The organism is Vibrio sp. Isolate34 (assembly GCF_022397915.1).
Classification (GTDB): Bacteria; Pseudomonadota; Gammaproteobacteria; order Enterobacterales; family Vibrionaceae; genus Vibrio.
On the sequence record NZ_JAKEUO010000003.1, the window covers coordinates 24,380 to 48,633 of the forward strand.

General features: G+C 45.4%; 21 protein-coding genes. 4 read left to right on the forward strand and 17 right to left on the reverse strand.

Annotation, left to right across the window (positions count from 1 at the left end):
• Window positions 1-98: 98 nt before the first annotated feature.
• The 12 genes from phnE (L1D22_RS04705) to L1D22_RS04760 form a co-directional block, all read right to left on the reverse strand.
• A complete protein-coding gene (phnE, locus tag L1D22_RS04705) occupies window positions 99-902 on the reverse strand; it encodes a phosphonate ABC transporter, permease protein PhnE (protein ID WP_086714298.1) in 804 nt (267 codons plus the stop codon).
• A complete protein-coding gene (gene phnE, locus L1D22_RS04710; RefSeq protein ID WP_239828867.1) occupies window positions 902-1,726 on the reverse strand; it encodes a phosphonate ABC transporter, permease protein PhnE in 825 nt (274 codons plus the stop codon). The genes phnE (L1D22_RS04705) and phnE (L1D22_RS04710) overlap by 1 nt, the downstream gene beginning before the upstream one ends.
• Window positions 1,714-2,484 (reverse strand): phosphonate ABC transporter ATP-binding protein, encoded by a 771-nt coding sequence (phnC, locus tag L1D22_RS04715; RefSeq protein ID WP_017631561.1) that lies wholly within the window; start codon window positions 2,482-2,484, stop codon window positions 1,714-1,716. The genes phnE (L1D22_RS04710) and phnC overlap by 13 nt, the downstream gene beginning before the upstream one ends.
• 130 nt (window positions 2,485-2,614) lie before the next feature.
• Window positions 2,615-3,655, reverse strand: coding sequence for a phosphate/phosphite/phosphonate ABC transporter substrate-binding protein (phnD, locus tag L1D22_RS04720; protein ID WP_239828868.1), 1,041 nt, complete (start codon window positions 3,653-3,655; stop codon window positions 2,615-2,617).
• A gap of 254 nt (window positions 3,656-3,909) precedes the next feature.
• Complete coding sequence (locus L1D22_RS04725) at window positions 3,910-5,130, reverse strand: glycerophosphodiester phosphodiesterase family protein (RefSeq protein ID WP_239828869.1); 1,221 nt, start codon at window positions 5,128-5,130, stop codon at window positions 3,910-3,912.
• 269 nt (window positions 5,131-5,399) lie between these two features.
• Window positions 5,400-6,752: a sigma-54 dependent transcriptional regulator gene (locus tag L1D22_RS04730; RefSeq protein ID WP_239828870.1), complete on the reverse strand. Its 1,353-nt coding sequence runs from the start codon at window positions 6,750-6,752 to the stop codon at window positions 5,400-5,402.
• A complete protein-coding gene (locus tag L1D22_RS04735; RefSeq protein ID WP_239828871.1) occupies window positions 6,749-8,722 on the reverse strand; it encodes an ATP-binding protein in 1,974 nt (657 codons plus the stop codon). The genes L1D22_RS04730 and L1D22_RS04735 overlap by 4 nt, the downstream gene beginning before the upstream one ends.
• A 299-nt stretch (window positions 8,723-9,021) precedes the next feature.
• A complete protein-coding gene (gene dgcA / locus L1D22_RS04740; protein WP_239828872.1) occupies window positions 9,022-10,008 on the reverse strand; it encodes an N-acetyl-D-Glu racemase DgcA in 987 nt (328 codons plus the stop codon).
• Between the two features lie 57 nt (window positions 10,009-10,065).
• On the reverse strand, window positions 10,066-11,073 hold the full coding sequence (gene dgcN, locus L1D22_RS04745; protein WP_239828873.1) for an N-acetyltransferase DgcN: 1,008 nt from the start codon (window positions 11,071-11,073) through the stop codon (window positions 10,066-10,068).
• 161 nt (window positions 11,074-11,234) lie between these two features.
• Entirely contained in the window at window positions 11,235-12,131 is an 897-nt protein-coding gene (locus L1D22_RS04750; RefSeq protein WP_239828874.1) for a LysR family transcriptional regulator, read from the reverse strand.
• Between the two features lie 112 nt (window positions 12,132-12,243).
• Window positions 12,244-13,080 carry an SGNH/GDSL hydrolase family protein gene (locus L1D22_RS04755; protein WP_239828875.1) on the reverse strand — a complete coding sequence of 279 codons (837 nt, stop codon included), beginning with the start codon at window positions 13,078-13,080 and terminating at the stop codon, window positions 12,244-12,246.
• A gap of 87 nt (window positions 13,081-13,167) precedes the next feature.
• Window positions 13,168-13,680 carry an RNA methyltransferase gene (locus L1D22_RS04760; RefSeq protein WP_017061674.1) on the reverse strand — a complete coding sequence of 171 codons (513 nt, stop codon included), beginning with the start codon at window positions 13,678-13,680 and terminating at the stop codon, window positions 13,168-13,170.
• A gap of 275 nt (window positions 13,681-13,955) precedes the next feature.
• Between L1D22_RS04760 and L1D22_RS04765 the strand changes: the two genes are divergently transcribed.
• Window positions 13,956-15,617 (forward strand): methyl-accepting chemotaxis protein, encoded by a 1,662-nt coding sequence (locus tag L1D22_RS04765; RefSeq protein ID WP_239828876.1) that lies wholly within the window; start codon window positions 13,956-13,958, stop codon window positions 15,615-15,617.
• A 99-nt stretch (window positions 15,618-15,716) separates the two neighbouring features.
• Here L1D22_RS04765 and L1D22_RS04770 read toward each other — a convergent pair whose 3' ends face one another.
• On the reverse strand, window positions 15,717-16,586 hold the full coding sequence (locus tag L1D22_RS04770; RefSeq protein WP_239828877.1) for a LysR family transcriptional regulator: 870 nt from the start codon (window positions 16,584-16,586) through the stop codon (window positions 15,717-15,719).
• A gap of 369 nt (window positions 16,587-16,955) precedes the next feature.
• On the opposite strand from L1D22_RS04770, the gene L1D22_RS04775 reads away from it, so the two are divergent.
• Window positions 16,956-17,381: a DUF3010 family protein gene (locus L1D22_RS04775; protein ID WP_017061669.1), complete on the forward strand. Its 426-nt coding sequence runs from the start codon at window positions 16,956-16,958 to the stop codon at window positions 17,379-17,381.
• Between the two features lie 65 nt (window positions 17,382-17,446).
• Here L1D22_RS04775 and L1D22_RS04780 read toward each other — a convergent pair whose 3' ends face one another.
• On the reverse strand, window positions 17,447-18,346 hold the full coding sequence (locus L1D22_RS04780) for a DMT family transporter (RefSeq protein WP_239828878.1): 900 nt from the start codon (window positions 18,344-18,346) through the stop codon (window positions 17,447-17,449).
• A gap of 124 nt (window positions 18,347-18,470) precedes the next feature.
• Here L1D22_RS04780 and L1D22_RS04785 point away from each other — a divergent pair, with 124 nt between their 5' ends.
• Complete coding sequence (locus tag L1D22_RS04785; RefSeq protein ID WP_239828879.1) at window positions 18,471-19,898, forward strand: PLP-dependent aminotransferase family protein; 1,428 nt, start codon at window positions 18,471-18,473, stop codon at window positions 19,896-19,898.
• Window positions 19,899-19,995: 97 nt separating this feature from the next.
• On the opposite strand, the gene L1D22_RS04790 is transcribed toward L1D22_RS04785, so the two are convergent.
• From L1D22_RS04790 to L1D22_RS04800, 3 genes are all read right to left on the reverse strand, one after another.
• Window positions 19,996-20,544, reverse strand: coding sequence for a carboxymuconolactone decarboxylase family protein (locus L1D22_RS04790; RefSeq protein WP_239828880.1), 549 nt, complete (start codon window positions 20,542-20,544; stop codon window positions 19,996-19,998).
• Between the two features lie 237 nt (window positions 20,545-20,781).
• Window positions 20,782-21,345, reverse strand: coding sequence for an N-acetyltransferase (locus L1D22_RS04795; protein WP_239828881.1), 564 nt, complete (start codon window positions 21,343-21,345; stop codon window positions 20,782-20,784).
• A complete protein-coding gene (locus L1D22_RS04800) occupies window positions 21,346-22,566 on the reverse strand; it encodes a MerR family transcriptional regulator (RefSeq protein ID WP_239828882.1) in 1,221 nt (406 codons plus the stop codon).
• Window positions 22,567-23,059: 493 nt separating this feature from the next.
• On the opposite strand from L1D22_RS04800, the gene L1D22_RS04805 reads away from it, so the two are divergent.
• Window positions 23,060-24,223 carry an aromatic amino acid transport family protein gene (locus L1D22_RS04805; RefSeq protein WP_239829030.1) on the forward strand — a complete coding sequence of 388 codons (1,164 nt, stop codon included), beginning with the start codon at window positions 23,060-23,062 and terminating at the stop codon, window positions 24,221-24,223.
• Window positions 24,224-24,254 lie beyond the last annotated feature (31 nt).

Here is a 24,254-nt window from a genome sequence, read left to right on the forward strand (position 1 = left end):
GAAGTACCTAGGGTCGTTTGAGCTTCAAAGTGCTAGATAAGCTCTCAACTTTCACACAAAACACATGTCACAAAAAACATAGTGCTCGCAACACTTCATTAGATCAGTTTGTTACGGATGTGGATCACCACAGCTTCTGCAACGATAACCACAGCAAAAATACTCACCAATACCATCGAAACCTTTTGCCATTCAAAAAGGTTTTGCGCATCGTTTAGCACCACACCAATACCACCAGCGCCCACCAAACCCAATACCGCAGATTCACGCACGTTGATGTCCCAACGGAACAATACGATGGAGTAGAACGCTGGCATCACTTGTGGCCAATACCCTTTCAGCAGAATACTCATCCACGAAGCACCCGTTGCGCGTAAAGCTTCAATAGGCCCCATGTTCACTTCGGCAATGGCTTCCGCTAACAGCTTCCCTACAAAGCCGATACTGCGAATTGCAATTGCCATGATGCCTGCGAGAACACCGGGGCCAAACAGTGCGATAAACAGCAGTGCCCAAACCAATGAATTCACTGAACGTGAAGACACGAGGAAGAATTGAGCGACCCAGTTCAACGCTTTATTAGGTGTAATGTTTGGTGCGTTTAACAACGCTAAAGGAATCGCAAATACCAAAGTAAACAGTGTTCCTAACGTCGCGATGTGTAAGGTTTCAATCATCGCCGCGTGGATCGATTCTGGATAGAAGCCGTAGTCCATTGGCACCATTCGCTCGAACATATCCGCAAACTGAGCAGGCGCGTCATAAAGAAATTCAGGAATCACTTCTACCGTCTGCCAAGACCACACGATGGCACACACAAGGCTGAGGTAAACGGCGAATCGAGCCACACGTTCGTTGGGTGTAAAGCGCTGCCACTCTCTATCGATAGATGCAGTTGTCATTAGAAGATTCTCCTAACAATGTTGGAAAGAAATTCACCGACAAGAATCAGTGCGATAATGGTGATCAAAATAGCGGCGACGAAGTCGTAGTCGAAACGTTGGAAGGCAGAGAAAAGTGTCCCGCCAAGGCCGCCCGCACCTACGATGCCTACCATGGTTGAGTTACGTAGGTTGGAATCCAACTGGTAGCTTGCAAAGCCAATAAAACGCGTAAATACCTGTGGCATAACGGCATACAAAATCACACTAGTAAAACTAGCGCCTGTCGCTTTAATTGCTTCAACCGGTTTAAAAGAGATCTCTTCAATCGCTTCGGCGAAAAGCTTCGCAATGAAACCAATCGATGCAAACACCAAGGTCAAAATCCCAGCCAGCGCCCCAAAGCCCACCGCTTTCACAAACAAGATAGCGATAATCACTGGGTGAAAAGAACGGCACAAGGCAATAAAACCACGTATAGGCGTTGATACGATTGACGGCATCATGTTTCTCGCAGCAAGCAAGCCTAAAAATAGCGAGATAACGATGCCGAAGAAACTTGAGATAATCGCGATCTGTAAGCTCTCTGCTAAACCACTTAACAACAAACTGGTACGCGAAAAATCAGGCGGAAACATTCTAGATAGTAATCGCTCACTTTCACCAAAGCCGATGATCAAACGGTCAAACGTCAGCCCTAATGTCGACAAGCTGTAGAACAGGTAAGCAATAATGCCAGCGATGATCGCACGGTTCGTCCATGACACCTTGAATGGGGTTTCATGGCTCGTTGGCGATGTGTTTGATGAAACGCTTGACGATGAGCTTGGGTTTAATCCAGCCATGACTCACCCCCATATATAATTTTCAGATCTTCCTCTGAAATGCCTTCAGGGCTGCCATCGTAATGCACCTTGCCATTGCACATACCGATGATGCGTTTGGCATAACGCTTGGCTAAGTTCACATCATGGATATTCACCAACACCGGGATGTTTTTCTGTTCAGCGAAGGTTTCCATTAACTCCATGATCTCAACCGCAGTTTTCGGGTCAAGTGATGAGGTAGGTTCGTCAGCAAGAAGAATATATGGGTCTTGCATTACTGCACGAGCGATACCAACACGCTGCCTCTGACCGCCAGATAAGCTGTCGGCACGTTGGTTGGCAAAGTCTTGCAGACCAACAAATTCCAGCAACTCAAAAGCCTTTGCTAAGTCTTGTGCTGAATAATTACGACGCCAAGCATTCCAAGCGGTCATGTAACCTAAACGTCCACTCAACACGTTTTCGATAACCGTTAAACGCTCTACCAAGTTGTACTCTTGAAATACCATGCCGATATGACGGCGCTGTTTACGAAGTGCTTGGCCTTTTAGTTGAGTCAGGTCGGCACCATCAAATATGATCTCACCTTGGCTTGGGTCATTAAGGCGGTTGATACAACGCAGAAGTGTACTTTTACCGGTACCCGACGGGCCAATAATCGCGATGATGCCAGGCTCGTCGATATCAATATTAATGCCTTTAAGGATTGGCTTGCCTGCCACATATTCATGAAATAGGTTGTTGATCTTTATTCCGTCATAGCTTGCTACGGCCATACTGCATTTCCTTGTGCGAATTTTAGAATGATCTATGCCCTACCCGCTAGGGCATAGATACTTAATTGAAGTAAGTGTTCTGGGAGACCTAAGCTTAATATGAAGCCAAAGTCTTCTTTGGAACTAAGAATTAGCCGTTGTTTACTTGCTTTGCTAGCTCAGCGGCTTTTTTCTTTGCACGTTTAGCGGCGTCTTTTTCAGCCAGTTTTTTTAAACCTGCTTTGGTGTAAGCCGTGCCTGTCGCGTGGGCGATATCACGAATCACATCCCACTCTTCTTTGTAGCTGATTGGCGAGAAACGGTCTGCACCTTTGAATGATGCACTCATCTCTGGTGTGAAGCGGTAGCTGAAGAAAGCTTCGTTGATCTTCTCAACTAGCTCTGGTTTTAGGTTGTAAGCGTAACCGAAAGCAGACGTTGGGAAGCGTGGGCTACGGTAGATGATCTTGAGTTCAGAATCATCAACACGACCTGCTGCCACCATACGGTCGTACACGTCAGATGCCACAGGTGCTGCATCATAGTCTCCGTTGAAGACACCTAGGATAGATTGGTCATGCTTACCTGAGTAAAGCACTTTGTAGTCTTCATCTGGTACTAACCCTTTAGCTGGAAATAACGCACGAGGAGCTAGGTTGCCAGAGTTTGATGATGCAGAAGTGTGTGCAACCTTTTTGCCTTTTAGATCAGCCATGGTGTTGATGCCACTGTCTTTACGCACAATGGTGATCAGATTGTAGCCTTGGAAACCAGACTCATCGCCTTTCACTGCAATTGGAACGTAACCCGCTAGGTTAACCGCGTAGCCAGTTGGGCCCGTAGAGAAACCAGCTACGTGCAAACGACCAGAACGCATCGCTTCTACTTGTGCAGAGTTCGAGTGCACCGTGTAGTAAATCACTCGCTTACCTGTAATTTTACTTAGGTGAGCTTGGAAGTCGGCAAACGCATCTTTGTATAGCGCAGGGTCTTCTACTGGTGTGTAGGTGAACACAAGCGTACTTGGGTCATTCCACTCATCTGGATTCTTTGGCGAATCTGCCACCAAATCTTGGTTTTCATCACAGTATCGATCGTCTAACACACCACGGCTAGAGCAGTCGCTTGCCATAGCCATTGAAGGAAGTAGTAATGAGCTAGCGATTAACAGTCCTTTAACACTGATTTTCATATTCAAACCTTACTTTTACTTATTGTTGAAAGTCACCGTCACTATTGCAGCCTTTGTGCCATATTTTTATTCATTTAAATTCAACAACTTAAATAAACAACCAAATTCAACAATCTATTTTGAGTCATTCATGTCCAACCCAGATGCTTGTATTTGGGTCATTTATGTCCCATCGATTTTGTGGTAAAAAAAGAGCCCGAAGGCTCTTTGGTTCACTGCTTTTTCTCTTATTATTCTTCAATAATCCAGATAACTTAGGCGTCGCTATCCATGCAGTTTGCGTAGTAAGTTACCGTTGCTGGCCAGTCACTGAATACGCCCATCACACCTACATCTTGTGCCAACACATCGAGCATTTTCATCATGTCGCCATCATTGTTGATGCCATCTTTCACGCTCTTGTAGTACCAACCGCCGCCTTGCGCTAGTGGGCCTGAACGCTCCAGAGTCCATGCGATAATGTCGAGGTCTGCATCTTTAGCGAGCTTAGCGTAATTAGATGCAACCAGTTCGTTATTCTCATCTAAATCAACCAGAGCAAACAGAGGTGGCGCGATGATGTTTACACCCGCATCGTGCAGCTCTTTCATGTTCTCAACAGAAGCGACAAAGTCCGCTTGCTCGTATACACGGTCATCAAGATACACGGCTTGTTTACCGAATTTTGGGGCTGCTTTGATCCAGTACTTCACGTCATCCAGGTTGAACGATTGCAAGTAAGCCTCTGAAGGTGCAAAGCCCGCTTCTTTTAATTCATCCACCAACTTTTGCGCGTACATCTCTTGGCTGAAACCATTGAAAGGCATTTCAACCGCTGCCGATTTCAATTCAGGAGTCACCTTTACGCCGTGCTCTTTAAACAGCGCCGCACTTTCTGCGTGTGTCATCAACGTCCCGCTCTGGCTGTATAGATCCGTTCGCCAACCCGGAGTACCGTTCATGTACTCTTCGACTGTGGTTGCTTTCGGGTTCGCCCCATCCATTTTTCCTTTTAACGTCTTAAACTCCGCCAGCGTGAAATCGGAAGTACGACACTCAACCTGAGCATCTTCACCTGTCGCAGGGTTCGCAGGTTTAAATGGAACTGAACATTTCTTAACAAGCTCTGGGTGAGCCAATACATCGGTCGTGGTGTGCAGGTCACTTTGAGAATGTCGACACACCAATTCCTTATCTTTAGTGAAAGTGACATCACACTCTACGACACCGGCTCCCATCTGAATCGCCGCTAAGTAAGATTCTTTAGTGTGCTCGGGAAACTGCATTGCAGCTCCACGATGCCCAATAGAAAAATCACTACGATGAAAAGGCCCTTCGCTACAACTGAGCAGCTTGGTTTTCAAAGGGCTCTCGTCCATATTGTTGACTAAAAAGAGGGGACGAGGTCCTAGGTTTGCTGACTCTGTCGCCGCCCATGCTGTCATTGAGCTAACGCCGAGTATCAGAGCAATCGAACCTTTCAGTATTTGCTTCATGTTTGTATCTCCTTGCAACAAGCAATTATTTTTCTAATTTCCTTAATCCGGTCATTTCTATTTTTCTGAGATGACCTCATGTGGGCTGATGCCACAATGTTGGGATTGCACGCTTTGTGCCAAATATTAAAACTCTTTTATTACAATCACTTGAAAAGGTTAGTCATTCGACTAAATGATAAATGGGTCATTGTTGTCTTGTGCTTTTTCTTCCGCTTTGTCTTTTGGTTTATGTTTGCTCTTTGCTCCTCAAGAACCAAGTTAATGAATTAGGCTTTAAAGCTCTCTTTATCCAACTGGTGTTTCTTCATTTTTCGATAAAGCGTTTTTCGGGGCAGATTCAGCTTGCTTGATACCTCATTGATATTGCCTGCGCTCTCTATCAAGGCTTCGGTTAATACATTTCTCTCGTACTGCTCCATCTGCTTTTCAAAGGCGAAATCTTCCCCAGTCGATTCACAAATTGGCGATTGCAGATCAAAGCCATCGCCGACAATACCGAGTACAAATCGGTCGGCAACATTACGTAACTCACGTACGTTTCCAGGCCATTCATGTCGGCATAGCTGCTGAATTTGTTCCGGATAAATCGTCGAAGGACGTGTCTTGTATTTGTGGCTTGCTTGAATCACAAAGTGGCGGAACAATACCTGAATGTCCTCTTTGCGTTGGCGCAGTGGCGGGAGGGTAAGGCTGGCAATATTTAAGCGATAGAAGAGATCGGCTCTAAATTCACCGGATTCACTGAGGCTTGCGAGGTCAGCTTTACTGGCAGCGACGACTACAATATCGACAGGTATCAATTCATTGCCACCAACACGCTCGATCACTCGTTCTTGAATCACACGTAGCAACTTAATCTGCACTGCAATCGGCATGCTTTCAATTTCATCAAGGAAAAGAGTGCCACCATTGGCTTGTTCTATTTTGCCGATGCGTTTCTTATTGGCACTGGTAAACGAGCCCGCTTCATGACCAAACAGCTCACTCTCAATAATGCTCTCTGTCATGCCACCACTGTTTATTGCGACAAACGGCTTTGCCTTACGACGGCTAAATTGATGTAAGGCGCGAGCAATCACCTCTTTGCCCGTTCCAGTCTCGCCGTTAATGATGGTGTCGACGCCAGTATGAGAGAGCGCAAGCACTTGCTTACGTATGGTGGCCATCGCTTTGGATTGCCCGATAACCACAGATTCAATCGGTAGTTCTGTATCCTGTGCGTCGTCTAACGTTGCAGGGCTGTTGTGCTGACACTGTGCCAACGCCAAGTCGAGCTTTTCTACCAACTCACTGGCATTGAGGGGTTTCTCCAGAAAGTCGAACGCACCCAACTTCATCGCCTCGATTGCCATAGGAATATCACCATGCCCGCTCATCAGTAATACCGGAACATTGGCTGCGCGATGTTGGATTGAGCTCAACAACGTAAGCCCGTCGACTTGTGGCATTCGCACATCACACAACACCACCGACAGACTGTTTGCTTTGAGGGATTTTAGGCCAAGGTTTGGGTCGGTAAAGCTAGTGACACGGAAACCCTCGAGTTCCAACATTTCACTCACGGCTTCAACGACGTCGGTTTCATCGTCGATAAGAACTATGTGTTTTTCTGAAGTCATGAGTTTGTGCCTTTTGGTAGAGTGACGATAAAAGTGGTGCCTTGGTGTTCAACCGATTCGACGTGAATCGAGCCACCAAAGTCTTTAATTATGTTGAATGCGATAGACAAGCCGAGGCCGAGTCCTTTGCCTGTGGTCTTGCGGGTATAAAACGGATCAAACAGGTAAGGAATGTCTTCTTCGGGTATCCCTAATCCATTATCTTTAACTGATATCTGAATGGAGTTCAGGTGCTCTTGAGTGGAGATGTTAAGCTGAGGTTGATCTCTATGTTCAACTGCATCCAGCGCATTGCTGATCAAATTCACCAGCACCTGCTCTAAGCGAATGCTGTTAGCTCGCACCAATTGGTCGCATTGTGGGGAATAGTGAATTAACACTCTACTTTGTCGAGTTTCAAAGAGATCTATCGCATCGCCAATCACCGTATCCAACTCAACATTATCAATTTTGCCGTCACTCTTGCGTGAGAAGGCTTTCAAGTGACGTGTAATCGCAGCCACTTTATCTAATAGGATCTCGATCTTTTTCAGGTTCTCTTCTGCTCTGTCTGGCCTTTGCTTACCTAACCATAATTGAGCACTTCGAACGTGACTGTTTACTGCGGTCAGAGGTTGATTGATCTCGTGCGTGATCCCGACACTTAATTGCCCTAACGCGGCCAGTTTTCCGGCTTGAATGAGCTCATCCTGAGTAACACGTAGCTTGGCCTCAGCTAAGGTGCGTTCTTCCACCTCAGCCTCCAATTTGCGGTTGGTTTGCTTGACCACTTTGGCTGTAGTTTGAAATACCTTTAGGTACTTAGCCATTTGCGTCACTTCATCTTTGCCACGAATCGCGACTTCGGTATCTAAATGGCCTGTAGAAATCGCGAACATGTTGTCTTTAAGCTGTAATAGCCTTTCTAAAATACTCTTGCGCACATAGAACCATGAAATAGCTGCAGCGGCTAAAACACTAAAAAGAGAGAGAAAAAGTGATAAACGTTGGTTGGATTGCAAAGAGTGTTGCGCCTGCTGAATCGACTGATCAATATTGCGGTTCACTTGGCTGGTGTTGCGTTCGATTTGCACCGTTAACTGATTCAAATGCTCACGGCTGTTTTGTAAGAAATACTGCTCTTGATAAAGGTGATCGAGCGCTTTGTTTTTCAGCCCATACAAGCTGCTATCACTTGAAGCTAGGTTGTAAATTACGGTGAGCTGATGGTCCAGTGTTGGAAATTCACTTCTTAGATCGCCACTTACCCAAAGCTGCCACCACTCTTCTCCAACCTGCTCTAATCGTAAGCTGGTGTAATCCAGCTCATTAAAGCTCGAGTCGTTATACAGTTTTTCTACCAAGCCTAATTGGTAGTACAGCAGGGACTTTAATTGCGTGTATTGAACCTGCTCTTTGGCTGAATCAGGCAAGCTATCGAGGGAATCACTGGCTTGCTGCAATAAGGGATAAAAACCTTCGAGTAGATTACGAAGTTCTTGGTTGAGCTGCTCTGATTCAATCTCACTTTGGTACAACAGACTGAGGCTATTGTTAACTTGGGCGATAAGATCTTTAAAATAGGAGTGGTAATCGGTGAATTTCACCATAACGCTATTCATGACTGAAATAGCATCTTCAATTTTGAGCATCGCTTGTTTGCGCTCTAAATTGGATTCGGCATCACTGAGTTGCGATGAGGTTGTGATAATGACACGCACCATGTCATTGAGGCGAGCCGCGTTATCTAAAGCGGGGATTTCACTCTCTTTTAGCTCAACAAGGCGTTGATTTAGGTTATCAAAGGTGAAACTGGAGACTACCGAGAGGAAGATGGTAGTCATCGATAACATGGCTAACGCCAGCACCAAACGCAACTCTATGCCTTTCCAGCCAAACCACTTACGACGCGGAATCTTGATCGGAAATGGACGTTCAAAACTGTCCTTGTTGTCTACCACCTCTGAGACACGACTACTCACTCGCCCCACCTTCTTCTCATCAAAAACAAACAGTAAAGGTCAATGATTCAATCAGTTAGGTGGTTAGCCTGACTTAAAGCCACTTCAAATAGTTTTAGTGAAACTATGAAAGCAAGAGTAATCATTAACATTTCACATAAAACACCATAACAATTATTTTATAAACCCCAGACTGTCTATTTTGAGAGAGAAGAAAGTGACTTCACCGACAGAAACGTGATTACTTTATCAATAGAAAAAATCGCATAGGCTTTCACCTATGCGATTTCATTAGTATTACGTCAATTTAATGGTCGAGACTCAACGAGTTAAAGAATGATCATCCCATCTCGATAAGTCAGTGCTGGCGAAACGTCTTGACCAAGTAATACAGGGCCGTCGAGGTCGACAATCTCAGATTGTACGGCGATAGGCAGCGCAGCACGCATGGCAAGTGAAGTGCCAAGCATACAGCCCGACATCAGAGTAAAGCCAAGCCTTTGCGCTTCTTCGGCTAGTGCTAATGCTTCTGTCAAACCACCTGTTTTATCAAGCTTGATGTTGACCATTTCATACTTGCCCAACAACGAAGACAGTTGAGAAGTGGTATGGCAGCTTTCATCAGCACACAGTGGGATAGGATGCTTGATGTGTGCCAGCGAGGCATCATGCTGTTGTGGTAAAGGTTGCTCGATCATCGCGATATCAAGCTCAGTCAGTTGATTGAACAATTCTTCGAGATTCAATCCAGTCCACGCTTCATTAGCATCCAGTACAATTTTAACACCTGGTGCAGCTTCTCGGACAGCGCGCACGCGTTCTACCACTTGCTCACCATCAAGCTTCACTTTTAAGAGTTTCGCACCGTTTGCCACATAATCTCGAGCTTGAGTTGCCATCGCTGCTGGTGTGCCAATCGAGACTGTCATAGCAGTAACAATCTTCGTTGGTAACTCGAACAAGCTATTAGGAAAGTTCTGGTCGTTCTGCTGCGCTTCAAAATCCCAAAGCGCACAATCGACCGCATTTCGCGCTGCCCCTCCGGTCAATAAAGACTGAAGATGATCTCTCAACTCAGCGGGATCGGTAATGCCTCGTTCAAACATGGCTTCAAGTGCGCTAGACGCTTGTTGGATTTGCGCCAATACAGACTCTGATGACTCGCCATACCTTGGGTAAGGTGTGCACTCTCCCTGAGCTTGTTTGCCATCATGTTCAATGTAAACACGAACAACGTGACACTCAGTTCGGCTGCCTCGAGAGATGCGAAAAGGCGTTTGCATCGCGATAGTAATAGGTTCTGCTGTAATCTTCATAATTTCACTCGGTTGATGTTCGCTTTAACAAATGGAAACTTAGAAATGATGAAGTCGTTAAAGTGAATGTCGCAAATGATCAGTAATGTGTTGTACACCAAAACGCACAGGGTCCGTCACTGGTACTTGATAAAGTGTGGTCCATTCTTGGCACAATGCCTCAGCATCTTCAATGCTAATCGCCGATGTGTTCAGGCAGATACCCACCAGCTTCACATCTGGATTTGTTAATCGCGCGGCTTGTAAGTTAGCGTCAATCGTCTGTTCTATCGTTGGTAATTTAGCATGCGGAAGGTTGCGAATATGTGGTCGCCCCACTTCATGACATAACACCAAAGCATCAGCTTGCGCGCCATGCAACAAACCCAAACTCACACCTGCAAAAGAAGGGTTAAACAATGAACCCTGCCCCTCAATAATGTCCCATTCGTGGTCGGTAAAATCGGGGCTGATCGCTTCAACCGCGCCAGAAATGAAATCCGCCACCACAGCATCAATTGAAATACCGCTGCCTTCAATCAAGATACCTGTCTGCCCTGTCGCTTTAAACTGAGCAGAGGTTCCCGCTTCTTTAAGCGACTTTTCAATCGCTAACGCCGAAAACATCTTGCCTACAGAGCAATCGGTACCGACCGTAAGAAGGCGCTTACCTTGACGAGGCTTACCATTACCAACCTGAAGAACACCATCAAAATGGCGTACATCATGAAGCTTAGTCAATCCTCGCTGCTGCATGTCAGCAAGCGGTGAAAATTCGCTCAAGCGTTGGTGCATGCCGGATGCAATCTCAAATCCCATTTCTGCAGCGGCTAATATCGTAGGTTGCCATGAGTCAGGAATAACGCCGCCCGGGTTTGCAGTGCCAATCACGAGCGTTTTCACCCCCTGCGCTTGTGCCTGTTGTAAGGTCATATCCGCCAAGCCAAGAGAAACTGTCTGTTCTGTTAAACGTAATTGGCCGAGGCAGATTTCTGGTCGCCATTGGTGAATACCACGAGCAGTTTTTGCAGCCAATGGGTCAGTAACATCCCCAAGAAAAAGAAGGTAAGGTTGAGCGATAGACATGAGCATTCCTAATTAATAAGTCCTTGTATGGATTTACTTTAATTAAGAATTTGAGCACTGCCGAATGCCTATTTATCGCGTGCCTATAACATGATGTTATGGGTAGCTGATGTTATCGGTAGTGATCGGAGACAGTAAAACTATCAGCTAACTGCTCTTAGCTAATAACATGAGTGCCGCAGTGCTGAAATGAACTGTTTGGCCGCAATCGACTGTGGTGTATGTTCAGCGCATAGAGTCGATACTGAGAAAGGAATAGCTGGCTGCAGTGGCAATACACAAACTGAATTGTCATTTTGGTACTGTTTTGCCGTCCACGGATCAACAATCGCAAAGCCTGCTTGATGCTTGACCAGTTCCGCCGCAGCGCTGTATCCGCGTACCGATATCGGATGATGATAATGCTCATCTCGCGCAATCAAGCTTTGATGGAGCAGCAAACCCAGTGGGTCACGACTATCAAGTCCAATGATTGGCAACGGGTAATTGATCAGGTCATCAAGGGTTAACTCTGTCGGTAGATTCTCTACGGTGTTGGATGGAACCAGAACCTTAAGTGATTCAGTTAATAGCGTTTCAGACAATATTGCTGGCGGTGCTTCGTCTCCAAATGCAATAGCAATATCGAGCTCATGTTTTAACAACCCAGCGCACAGTTCGTCGCGATTAGCAGTCAACAACTCAAAAGAGATCTCTTGTTTATTGGAATATTGCTCGCGAGACATTTGGGCAATCACCGGAGTCAGCAATTTGGTCGCCAGAATTGGCGGCGCACCAATACGTAAATGCTGATGACCTTGCTTCACTTTATTAGTCAAAGACCGAAATTGGCCTAGTTGTTGGTAGACCTTCTCCGCTTCTGGTAACAAGGTTTTCGCTTCAACCGTTGGTACTAATCGACCTTTGACACGCTCGAACAAGCCAAACCCCAACTGCTGCTCGGTGTGCGCCAAAATACGCGTCACATTAGGCTGGGACACATGTAAGCTGCGTGCAGCTCCAGATACGGTTCCGGTCTGCATAATGGCGTAAAAGACTTCCAGTTGTCTTAGGTTCAAATTGATGTCCTTTGGTTCACCGAACAGGTTTAGGGCTTGGATTCAGTTGTATTTACTAAGCTGTCTATCTATCAACTTAGCGATCTACATGAATTTGGCTATCTACGTGCATTTATTTTAGTAACTCAGCTATCGTAGGTTGAAGAACCTCAGCCCAAGCTTGGTAAGCTTTAGCATTCAAATGCAAGTCATCGCATGAGTACTCGTTCGACAAAAGCTTGTTAGGTGACAATACTGAATTCACATCTAAGAACACAATGCCTTGCTGAGCACAGTACTCACTTATTTTGCTATTGAGCAGTTCCACCGAAGGGTTCAAGCTTTGCAGTTTAGACCCTACATAAAGCGTTGATTGCACCAAGATGCGAATATCGTTTTCTTGCCACACCTTAAGCATATCAATGTAGTTCTGGTAGATATGGTCGACATCATAACCCTGCGCTAAATCGTTTATCCCTGCCATAAAGCACACCAGCTTTGGCTTCACGTTCAACGTGGTATCAATGCGGCGCAACATGCCTGATGTGGTATCACCAGCCAAGCCGCGGTTAACCATAGAAATATCACGGAAAATATCCGCCCACGGAGCCCATTCAGTGATCGAATCACCAAACATGACTAAGTCTGCATTCGGAGAAAAGTGACGATGATTATCTGATGTCATGATGTAACGGCTCATGCTGTGGCCTCGCTGCTGAATCTCAGACTGAAGAGCAACCGCCTTGAGGATTTCACTGTCCGGTGTGGTGCTATCGAATTGAGCTAGTAACCCTTCAATATGAGGCTTAAAAGGACTGAGACGTGTGCTCAATTGATGATGTTCTTTAAGGGAAGATAACCTCTCTAACAATACGTACAGAGAGCGGTTTTGGCCAACTTCTTGGAATAACTGATATAGATCGAGGACAGGGTGTTGTTGTAGCGCGGCAAGTAATTTCTTGTCTTCCATGGTGTTATCTAACCCTTCAATTATCTGGTAATGAACTCAAGATAATATCCGATTGCGTACGGGATAGATAACACTAGAAGTAGAGATTTACTTTTCTTTGATTAGCAGGTGATTACGGTTATCACGACTTTTCTTAATCAGCTCGTTGCTCTCATCCATTTCATCAGATTTAGCAAGACGATCGTAAAGTAACACATTCACTGTTGCAGCTAAGTTCATGCAGCCAACTGTTGGAACGTACACAACGTGATCCGCTCTATCGGCAACATCTTGAGAAATAGACCCATCTTCAGGGCCAAAGATATAGATAGCGTTTTCTGGGTGTTTAAAACGCGGCAGTGGCGTGGCACCTTCTGCGAGTTCTACACACACGATCTTAGTTTCTGGATCAAGATTGTCTAAAAACGACTCAACACCAGTCAACGGGATGGTACGCGCTGCACTCTTGGTATCGGTGTGAAATTTTGCGGCTTTTTCGTAGCGTTGCCCTGTGTATTTAACTTCGTCGACTTGGTAACAACCAGCCGCACGCATAACAGCGCCAACGTTTGTCGGGCTCTTTGGGTTAGTTAAACCAATAGTCACATGGCTTTTATTCATGAATCTTTCTCACTTAACGAATAGACATAGCAGGGTGCTACAAAGCGTCGCATTCTAACAAAGCAGCGTCGAATTCAAAAGCATCGATACAAACTCACTTTTTCGCTCTTAAGCCTCTAGTTGCAAGGCTTATCACCCAAAAAATCTAACCGCCATCATGTTTATAAAACAAAATCATTTCTGGATAACAATTCAACAACAAGTCCATTTACATTTTAAAACCACATTAATAATGTGTTGAAAATTGCATGAGACAATCACACAGGAAACGTGACATGACCCTAACCATCAAAAACCGCCTTTATATTCTCTCTTTCATTCCACTGCTTTTGATGGCACTTGGGATGATGAGCGTGACGTATATGAAGAGCACCGAGCTAACCGCACAACAAGTAGAATCGACGCGTAGCAATATGATGGCGATGAAAGAAAAGGAACTCAAAGCGTATCTGCAAATGGCCCAATCTTCTATCAGTCCGTTCTTGGACAGAGGTGCAACATTAGAAGAAGCCTTACCTACGTTAAGAACACTCGAATATGGCGAGTCTGGCTACATCTTTGGCTACGACTCTAAAGGCGTTCGAGTAGTGGTTGGGCAAAACAACGATGGCATTGGTAAAAATTACTATGACCTGCAAGACAAGAAAGGCAATTATCTGATTCGTGACCTCATCAAGAACTCGAAGCTTGGAGAATTCACCACTTACTACTTTCCAAAACTTGGTCAGTCTGAAGCCCTACCTAAACTCAGCTACTCAATATTCATCCCACAATGGGATTTGATGCTAGGCACGGGTTTTTACACTGACGATATTGATGCGGTCATCGCAGAAATGAAAGAGAGCTCGAATGCTGCACTGCAAAGCTCATTGACTGCCATCGCTATATTCTGTGGCTTCATCGCTCTTGTGGTTGCCATGTTTGCAGTCGCAGTGAACCGCACAATTATGAAGCCACTTGAGCAGTTTGACCGTTCAATCAGCGCGTTTGCGAGTGGTGAAGCCGATTTAACCGCTCGAATGGAAACCTTCAAAGCACCCGAGTTCACTAAGCTCAGCGAGAACTTCAATGCATTTGTTGCCAGCCTGCAAACCATCATTCGCAGCGTAAGTGATGTGGGCCAGCAAGTGGTAGCCGAAACGTCTAGCATGTCTTCTCGTGCAGCGCAGGTCGACGAAATTGCCACAGGCCAACGTGAAGAAACTGAACAAGTTGCAACAGCGATGACTGAGATGACCACAACCGCGCAAGAGATCTCAAGCAATGCTAGCCAAGCAGCGGATTCAGCGAAGCTTGCCGAAGGCAACGCGAAAGAAGCGCAGCAAATAGTAAACGCAGCTGCAGATTCGGTGGCAGGCCTAGCGAGCGAAGTATCAGAAGCCAACACCGTGGTATCACGTTTAGAAGGCGATGTTCAGAACATCTCCTCTTCATTGGCGGTTATCCAAGACATTGCGGAGCAAACTAACCTACTTGCACTGAATGCCGCTATTGAGGCTGCTCGTGCAGGTGAACAAGGTCGTGGTTTTGCAGTCGTTGCAGATGAGGTTCGTAAGCTGGCAAGCCGAACTCAAGAGAGCACAGGCGATATTCACAAGATGATTGAGCAACTAAAAGCCGCTTCAGACGCTGCGGTAAAAGCGATGGATTCAAGTCAAAACCGCAGTGCTCAAACCGTGGAAGAAGCAAACGCTGCTGCCGCTGCACTGGCGAAGATCCAAGAGTCGATCGATACCATCATGGACATGAACTCGCTTATTGCGACGGCAACAGAACAGCAAAACATTGTCGGCCAAGAGATATCTCAACGCATTGTCGTGATATCCGATCAAAGCTCGCAGTCAGCAGCATTAGCAAATCAAAACCGCACAGGTAGCCAAAACCTAAACAGTCGTGCGAATGAGCTTTACCACTTGGTGGACCGTTTCACGGTTTAATACTTAACAGGTAAAAACGACTGAACATAAATCAAAATGGGCTCTAGAATCTTTGTTCTGAAGCCCATTTTTTTATCCGTATTATCGTGCCAGATAGAACTAGTCTAGTTGCTCAGACAAAAAATCGACTAACAGGCGAACCTTTGAAGATAGGTTACGATTCTGCGGGTAAAGCGCCCAGATCCCCTCTTTATCGTCTCGGTAATCGGATAACACTTCGACCAACTCACCAGAATCAAGATCTTCGCTTACGTAGTATTCCGGTAGCTGCACTAAGCCGATGCTCTGCTTTGCCGCATCCAATAAAGCTAAACCACTATTACACTTAATGCGCCCATTAACACGAACCGACCGAGGGCGACCATTTTCTTTAAAGCGCCAGTGCTCAAAGCCACCGACCAAGCATTGGTGATGGCTTAACTCAGAAAGCGTATGCGGCTCGCCATAACTCTCAACATATTCAGGGCTTGCACACACGTAGAGTTGTCGTTGGGAGAGCTTCTTTGCCACAAGGCTTGAATCTTCTAAGCGGCCAAGGCGAATCGCCACATCAACGCCAGAATCGATAAGGTCGAGCTTTTGGTTGGTCAGCATTAGCTCTAGCTCGACTTGCGGATGAAGCTTTAAGAATTGGTGAAGTATCGGTGCGAGTTGGCGTTCGCCATAGGTCACGGGTGCAGTCACCTTCAGCAAACCTTTCGGTGTGGATTGCATCTGCGTTACAGCTAACTCCGCAATTTCTAAGCCCTCGACCAACAACTTACACTGCTGATAATAGAGCTGCCCGGCTTCGGTAAGAGACACCTTACGAGTCGTTCGATTAAGGAGTTTTACCGCGAGGCGTTCTTCAAGGTTAGCCACCCTACGACTGATTTGAGCCACTGACGTAGCGAGCTTCTGCGCCGCACCAGTAAAGCTCTCACGCTCTGCTACTGCAACAAACTCACTTACCCCTTCCCAATTGGCCATGCCTTTACCTTATATTGAACGATGGTTACCCATACAGTGTATTGAAGTTACAAATTGCTGTCACCTTGCTTGATATGCTTTGCGTATAAGTCTTCGACACATTATTTACCGTCTACGCATCTAATTCGTTACCGCTTAACACTTCATTAGTTGCTCGCATTACTTGAGCTACTTCACTTCCCCTCTGTTGATTGGATGTGAATTCAGCAACACTTTGCGTTAGTGGTTTGATGTTTTCCATCAAAGGTTAACTTTCGGCGACTAAAATTCTCTCTGATTTAGACTTATTTGCCGCTGATACGCGCAAATACTGGAGAAGTGTTAGAAATAACACCATAATGTAGGGCTCTAAAATAAGTAGGTAAGAACATGAAAATTTGTGGTGTTGAAATCAAAGGTAACGATGCAGTCATCTGTCTTCTTTCTCTGTCAGACGGCGTATTTAACATTCCTGATTGCCGAGTTTCTAAGGTTGCGATTAGCGACGCAAACGACACACAGAATATGAAAGACTTTCAATTCTCTTTTGCAAAGTTAATGGAAGATTACCAAGTAGAAAAAGTTGTAATTCGCCAACGTCAAACTAAAGGCAAATTTGCTGGCGGTGGTTTCGGCTTCAAACTTGAAGCAGCAATTCAGCTTATCGACGGCCTAGACGTAACCGTTGTATCTCCAGCTGAAATCAAAGAAAGCCTTAAGCGTAACCCTCTTATGATGAAGTTCAAAGAGACTGGCCTTAAGCAATACCAAGAAGCACCGTTTACAACGGCTTACGCTTGTTTGATGAAGCGCTAATCATCAATCGCTAGCGAAAAATTGAGCAAAAAAAGAGAGCCTGCATTATCAGGCTCTTTTTTGTTTTAACGATTTAAAGCCGCTTGTCTTCGCAACTTCACCAACTCTGGCTTCTTCACCACCAGATAAACCGCGGCGGCAGACAACGCAAAGCCCATTGCACCGTAGATATCGAATGATTCACCGAAGATAAGCCAAGCTTGAATCGCGGTTGTCGGAGGAACGAGATAGAACACCGATGCAACACTTGAAGATGCTCCGTGTTCCACCATGTAAAGTAACAACAGTATTGCGACACAAGATAGAACGACCACCAGCCAAATCAGCGTTAACGTAAATTCCACTGTCCAGTTCACTTGCATCGTTTCGTAACGCATCGCGAAAGGCAAAAACAACGCTGCAGAAGCCAAGTATTGCACTATCGCACCGCCCACCATATCAGTCCCCTTACAGAACCGCTTTTGATATAAAGTGCCGCAGGTAATGCCTACCAGTGATACTAAACATAACAGTGTCGCCAGGCCTTTTTGGTCATCCGATTGCCATTCAATATTACCCACTAACACTAAGCTAATACCCGCAAAACCAAGCGCTAAGCCAAGCCATTGCGCGAAGTTAAAACGTTGCGAGGTACAACTGACCATGATCAGCGCGGTAAGTATCGGTTGCAAGCCCACCAGTAAAGAACTCAATCCAGCAGGCATCCCCATATCAATCGCTAGATAGGTACCACCAAGGTAGAAACCGTGAATCAAAATACCAACCACACAAGCATGGAAAAATGCTCGACCACGAGGGATACGACGTTTAAGGATTGCAATCAAAACCAAGAACAGCGCCACGTTGGCCACCATCCTAAGTGAAAGTAACGTCGCGGGTTCGGCGTATTCCACGCCAAGGCGTGCGCCAACAAAGCCTGACGACCACAATATTACAAACACGAACGGAATCATTTTAATCAGCATTACAAACCTCTGGTCAACTCTTCATCAATGCTGTTACCTTAGTTGGGTACAGATAACTAATAAAGATACAGATATAACACTTTAAATGGTTACAGATTGAGTGTGAGCAACGAGGGAGAACAACGTGGAAGCAGAAGTCAGCGGCAATAAATATCTCGCCACCGAACAGCATATTAAAGCTCAGATCGATAAAGGGCTCTTTCACCCAGATGACCGCCTTCCCTCAATCCGCCAATTAAGTGAACAATTGGGTGTCAGCAAAAATACCGTGATTCGAGCCTATCAAGAGTTGGAAGCGACGGGCTGGGTGTATTCCGTTCCCAAGTCGGGTTATCGCGTTAAAGCACCGAACACCACAAGTTGGGATGCACCCAGCCAACCACAAAAAGTTGACCTCTTGTCTGTCACCAAATCGGTACTCTCTCGCCCGAAAGGTCGCATGAAGCTGCTTGCCGGCTCTGCTCACCCGAACATCAATAACCCTGCCATTCGAAGCTTATACGCCGAGATCGGTCGCCATAGCCGTTTACAAGCTCAGTTGCCCGGTTATTACCAATTGCCCCCCGGCGACGAGCAATTAGTAAAACAATTGTTAAAGATCACACATGATCTGGGCGTACCCGCAGGATCGAAAGAGATTGCGATTACTCACGGTGCACAACAGGCGATCAGCTTAGCGTTACGAGCATTAACCAAACCGGGTGACATCGTGGCGGTAGAGTCACCGTGTTACTTTGGTAACTTACTGTTACTCGAGTCGCTTGGTTTACAAGCCCTTGAAATACCAAGCAGTGTCAGCCACGGAATCGATATTCCTTCACTACAAAGCGCCCTAAATAAATGGGAAGTAAAAACGCTACTTTTGACACCCAACTTTACCAACCCGACAGGCTCAAGAATGCCTTTAGCCAATCGAAAAGCGCTGCTGGAAATAACCGGAGCTTTGCCGATTATCGAAGACGATGTGTTCGGTAGCTTGACGTTTGATGCACCTATTGCGAGCTTGAAAGAGCTGGATGACCAAGATCGAGTGATCTACGTGAACTCACTATCCAAGACTTTGGACTCTCGCTTACGTGTCGGTTGGTTACTTTCTGGTCGCTATCAACCCTTGGTCGAGAAGTATCTGCTTTGCGATAACATGGGCAGCTCGAACCTCATGCAATCTGCAGTCGGCCAATTCCTCACAACGGGCAAGTATCGCAGCCATTTATCTAAAATGAAACGGCTCTATCAAACCAACCAAAAACAGTTTCAAAGCCTATTAATACAAGCATTAGATAGTTACCCACATCTTGTCGGGCGCTACCACCTATCAAAACCGGAAGGCTCATTTCTCAACTGGATAACGCTACCAGAATCGGTCGACAGCTACGCCATCTATCAAGATTGCTTGAAACATAAACTGGGCATCTTACCCGGCACGGTATTTGGCACACACGACCAATACAAACACTGCCTGCGCTTCACTGTCGCCAACATCGAAGAGAGCAAAGATTGGAAAGAAGGGATAGTGACGTTGGCTAATTTGATCGCGAAGCATGCACGTTAACTGCTTAGCCAAAACAAACTAGATCCTAAATACAACAAAGCCCCACTCATCCGAGCGGGGCTTTCATCATTCTTACTATTTAATTAGTTAAATGCGATTAACCTTCCCAAGCAAACTGTTCGAATACTTTGTCTACGGGTGTTTGAGCAACGTGGTTTACGTAGTTACTGATCACTTTCTGTGACAGGCCAAGAATCACTTCTAATACTTGTTGTTGGCCGTAACCCGCTGCGAAGAATGCTTCCATTTCGTTTGCTGGCACATTGCCGCGATTACGAACCATGCTTAGTGTGAAGTCGTGCAGAGCTTGCAGCTTTTCTGTTGGCATTGCGGTGCGATTACGCAGTGCTTCAGTAATTGCCGGATCAACCTTCATTGAGTGTGCAATGCCAGTGTGCGCAGGTACGCAGTAGTGGCATTCGTGTTCAACGTTAATGGTTTGCCAAACAACCGTAAGCTCTTCAGCATCGAAAGATGAGTCACTAAACGCCTGATGAAGCTGAGTGTAAGCTTTAAGCGTGTTTGGGGATTCAGCCAACACACCAAACAAGCCTGGAACTCGCCCCATCTGTTTTTTAGCGCCTTCAAGAATAGGTTTGCTCTGCGCGGGTGCTGATTCTATTGAGTGAATTTTGAAGTTGCTCATTGTTTTATCCCTATCAATTTATGATTTTAAAGTTATTCAATTACGGAGCAATTAATTACTGTTCTCCGTTAGTGTGACAACAATATAGAACAAATTAGAACGATCGTTCAAGTGTTATTTTGAACATATGTTCAAGTTTTACATTGAAGCATGACGAATATCTTTTGCTCATAACAAGAAAGCCCATCAAGTGAAACCTGATGGGCTTTCATTCATCTAAGATTTTATTTTAAGCAACTACCAGTATTCAGCATGAGCCAAAGCTTCAACACAGCTAGACTGTTCGCTCGCCACTTTGATTTCACCGCCAGTCAGCGATTGAGCGATCCAACCGTGAGGGTAGCTCAACTCGAATGGTGCTGGGATCTGCTCAGTAGTGATTTGCTCAAAACCTACTTTTGAATAGTAACTAGGATCACCGTATGTCACAGCAAGCTCGACACCCTGTTCCTTTAGAGTCTGTAAGCCGAAGTTAATCAGCTTTTGGCCGATCCCACGCTTTTGAACTTGAGTGCTCACCGCTACTGGAGAGAGCAAGTAAGCCTTAGTTTCGTCATCAAATGAAAGCGGAGTAAAAATAATCGCGCCTACAATTGTGCTTCCTAATTCACGAGTATCATCTTCCGCGACAAAACAAAGTAGCTCTGTTGGATCTGTGGTCGTTAAAAGATCCTTGGCAAGCTTACCTACTGTTTTACCCTCGTTCTCGCCTTCTGAATCAGTAAAGGTTTGAGTAAAAAGTTGCGTGATCGTTTCGATCTCACTTGAATCATGTTGTCTAAATTTCATAGTGCTCTTCACTTACTGTGCTTTCTTCAACACAAAGAAGTGATAATCAAAATCACGCTTTGCTGAACCTTGAGAACCTTCCACAAGTTCGCTGTTATTGAAGAATTGTTTAATTTCATTGTCGCAATCTGCGAGCGCTTTTGAGTTTGGCATCGTCGCTTTCAAAGACTCGACTTGCTTTTGTAAAGGCTGATAATAGGCAAGCCAGCCTGCATCGCTCATCGCAAATTCACCCAATACTTGGTAACCCGCCGCATTTGCATGCTTGATACGTTCAGCTACCGTCGTCATATCTGGGTACTCTTTTTGCCAGAACGCTTTGATTGATTCACTTGGGGTATCTGTGTTCCAGACCAAATCATTCACAACCAAGGTGCCATCATCGATGAGTAGCTTCCGCCAGTGCATTAATGCCTTCTGAACACCCATGATGTAAGCGCTGCCTTCTGACCAGATCAGGTCGAACGACTTAGCTTCAAACGGTAAATCCATCATGCTTGCGCACACGGTTTGAACATTACTTTCTAATCCAGATGCTTGTGCTTGCTGAGTTAGAATGTCCAAACTCGGTTGATCATTGTCGACCGCAATAATGTGTACGTCGGCTTGGTGCTTTTTGATAGCGTTCGCTAACACATTGGTCGCGATGCCTTTGCCACAACCTATCTCAAGTACACGCTTTGGAGAAATAGGAACTTGTGCTAGTGCCGCTAAAGTATCTTCAGCCGTTCCAGGCCCTAAACGCTCTAAGCCCTCAAAGATGGTGCCAAAATCGGCCATATATTGCTCATGTTCGTTCATGTCTTTCGATAGCCACTTCAATCTTAGAGCCTGTTTTTCATCGAAGCCTTGTTTAATTAACCAATCGATGTGTGCATCTGGCGCAAGCTTATCCATCGACTCATGCCACTCGTCTAGACCACCTTCACCTAGCATTGCTGCTAGTAGGTCGCGTGATCGTTGCTTTTGAACGAGCTCTTCGTCTAACTGCTTAAGACGATTTTCCAGTAAGCTGCGCTCTATCTTTGCATCTAGACAAGCTTGGCACTCTTTGAGCGTCAGCCCACCCGCTTGCAGTTGCTGCAACAAGCGAACACGCTGTAGCTCCTTTTCAGAATAAAGACGATAACCATTACTCTGGCGTTGAGCCTCAATCAAACCTAGCTTGCCGTAATACAACAATGTGGAACGACTCAGCCCAACTAATTCGGCCAGTTCAGAGATACGATACATGCACTTCCCCTCTCATTTCGGTAGCAAAGATAAACTATGAAGCTATAGTCAGGTCAACAAACTTTTAGACATTTATTTCGTCTTTTCCTTCTTTACCTTCAAATTGGTAAAGCTCTCTGAGCGTGTCTTTTAACCATAGAACGATTAGTCATCGACATTGTCTGAACGGGATTCAAGAAAAGGAGAGGTTATTAAACTTGATGAATTGAAAACAATTGACTCATAAACATACTTCTTTCTAATCGAATATTTCTGACTGCTAGATCATTCAACAATGAATAAACGTTAACTAAAGCAACAAATACAATCACCAAGAAAATGCGTCAAACGATCACAGATAATACTCCGAAATACCTTTGTAAGTTTTTTAGAAAAATTCAAAAATAATTAGAGTTTAACCCCTAACTTTACTGAGTAATTTGTTAGGCTTGGTAACAAATATTTACAATCCAACAAAAAATTAATTGGATACTTTGAGGTTGCTTTCTTGAATATGAAATTATTCGGCAGTTCTTTGATTCTTTCAGGAACTGCATTAGGGGCTGGCATGCTTGCTATTCCCATGGTGTTGGCCCAATTTGGCTTCATGATCAGCTCAGTGCTGATGCTACTTATCTTTATCGGCACCACTTACTCTGCACTCCTACTGGCAGAGGCGTGTACCAAAACTAAAGACAACAGTGGCATGAGCAGTGTTGCTTACCTCACTCTGGGCAGCAAAGGTAAACACTTTATCAATGCACTCTTTTACCTGCTTCTAGTGTGCATGCTCATCGCTTATATCTTGGGTGTGGGTGACATCATCCATAAGCTACTGCTCGATGTCGGCGTGAACATCTCTGCATCTGCTGCTTATACAGTTTTCAGCCTGTTTATGGGTGTGGTTGTGGTAGCGGGTAAGTCTTATATCGACAAGTTGAACCGTGGTCTATTCATCATGATGGTGGTGATGCTGTTTATTGTTATCGCTTCTCTGTTTAGCAATATCCGTCTTGATTACCTAATTCAAACTAGCCAATACACGGCCAATGACGTGGTGCAATACAGCGCGGTTATCTTTACCAGCTTTGCCTCTATGGTGGTGATCCCGTCACTGGTTATCTACAACCGTGAAGCGACTCAAAAGCAGATCCGTAATATGATTCTGTTGGGCTCTGTGATTCCGTTCGTGTGCTACCTCACTTGGTTGTTCGCGATTATCGGAAACCTTGGCACAGACGCGATCAGCCAATTCCACAACATTTCAGAGTTGATCTCTGCGTTTAGCGGACAATCTGCTTGGTTAAAAGTAGTGATTGCTTTGTTCTCTGCACTGGCATTGGTGACTTCTTTCCTCGGCGTGTCCATGGCGCTGTATGACCAAAACAAAGACGCGGTAACCAACAACAAGTTAATGGCTTACGCTCTGACCTTTGTACTGCCTCTGGTATTGGCTGAGTTGTTTGCTAGCCAATTCGTCAGCATGCTCGACTATGCAGGCATGGTGTTGGTGTTCTTAGCTATCTGGGGACCACTCGCGATGGTAGTTAAAGTTCGTAGACCAGACTTCCCTCACCTACAAACCGAGGGTAGCTACACAGCAGCTGGCGGCGACACAGCACTTGTTGCTACCTTTGGCTTTGGTGCGTTAATTTTCGTGTCTTGGTTTATGGGTTAGAGTTTCTGGGCTAGCCCGAGCGTCTGTAAAA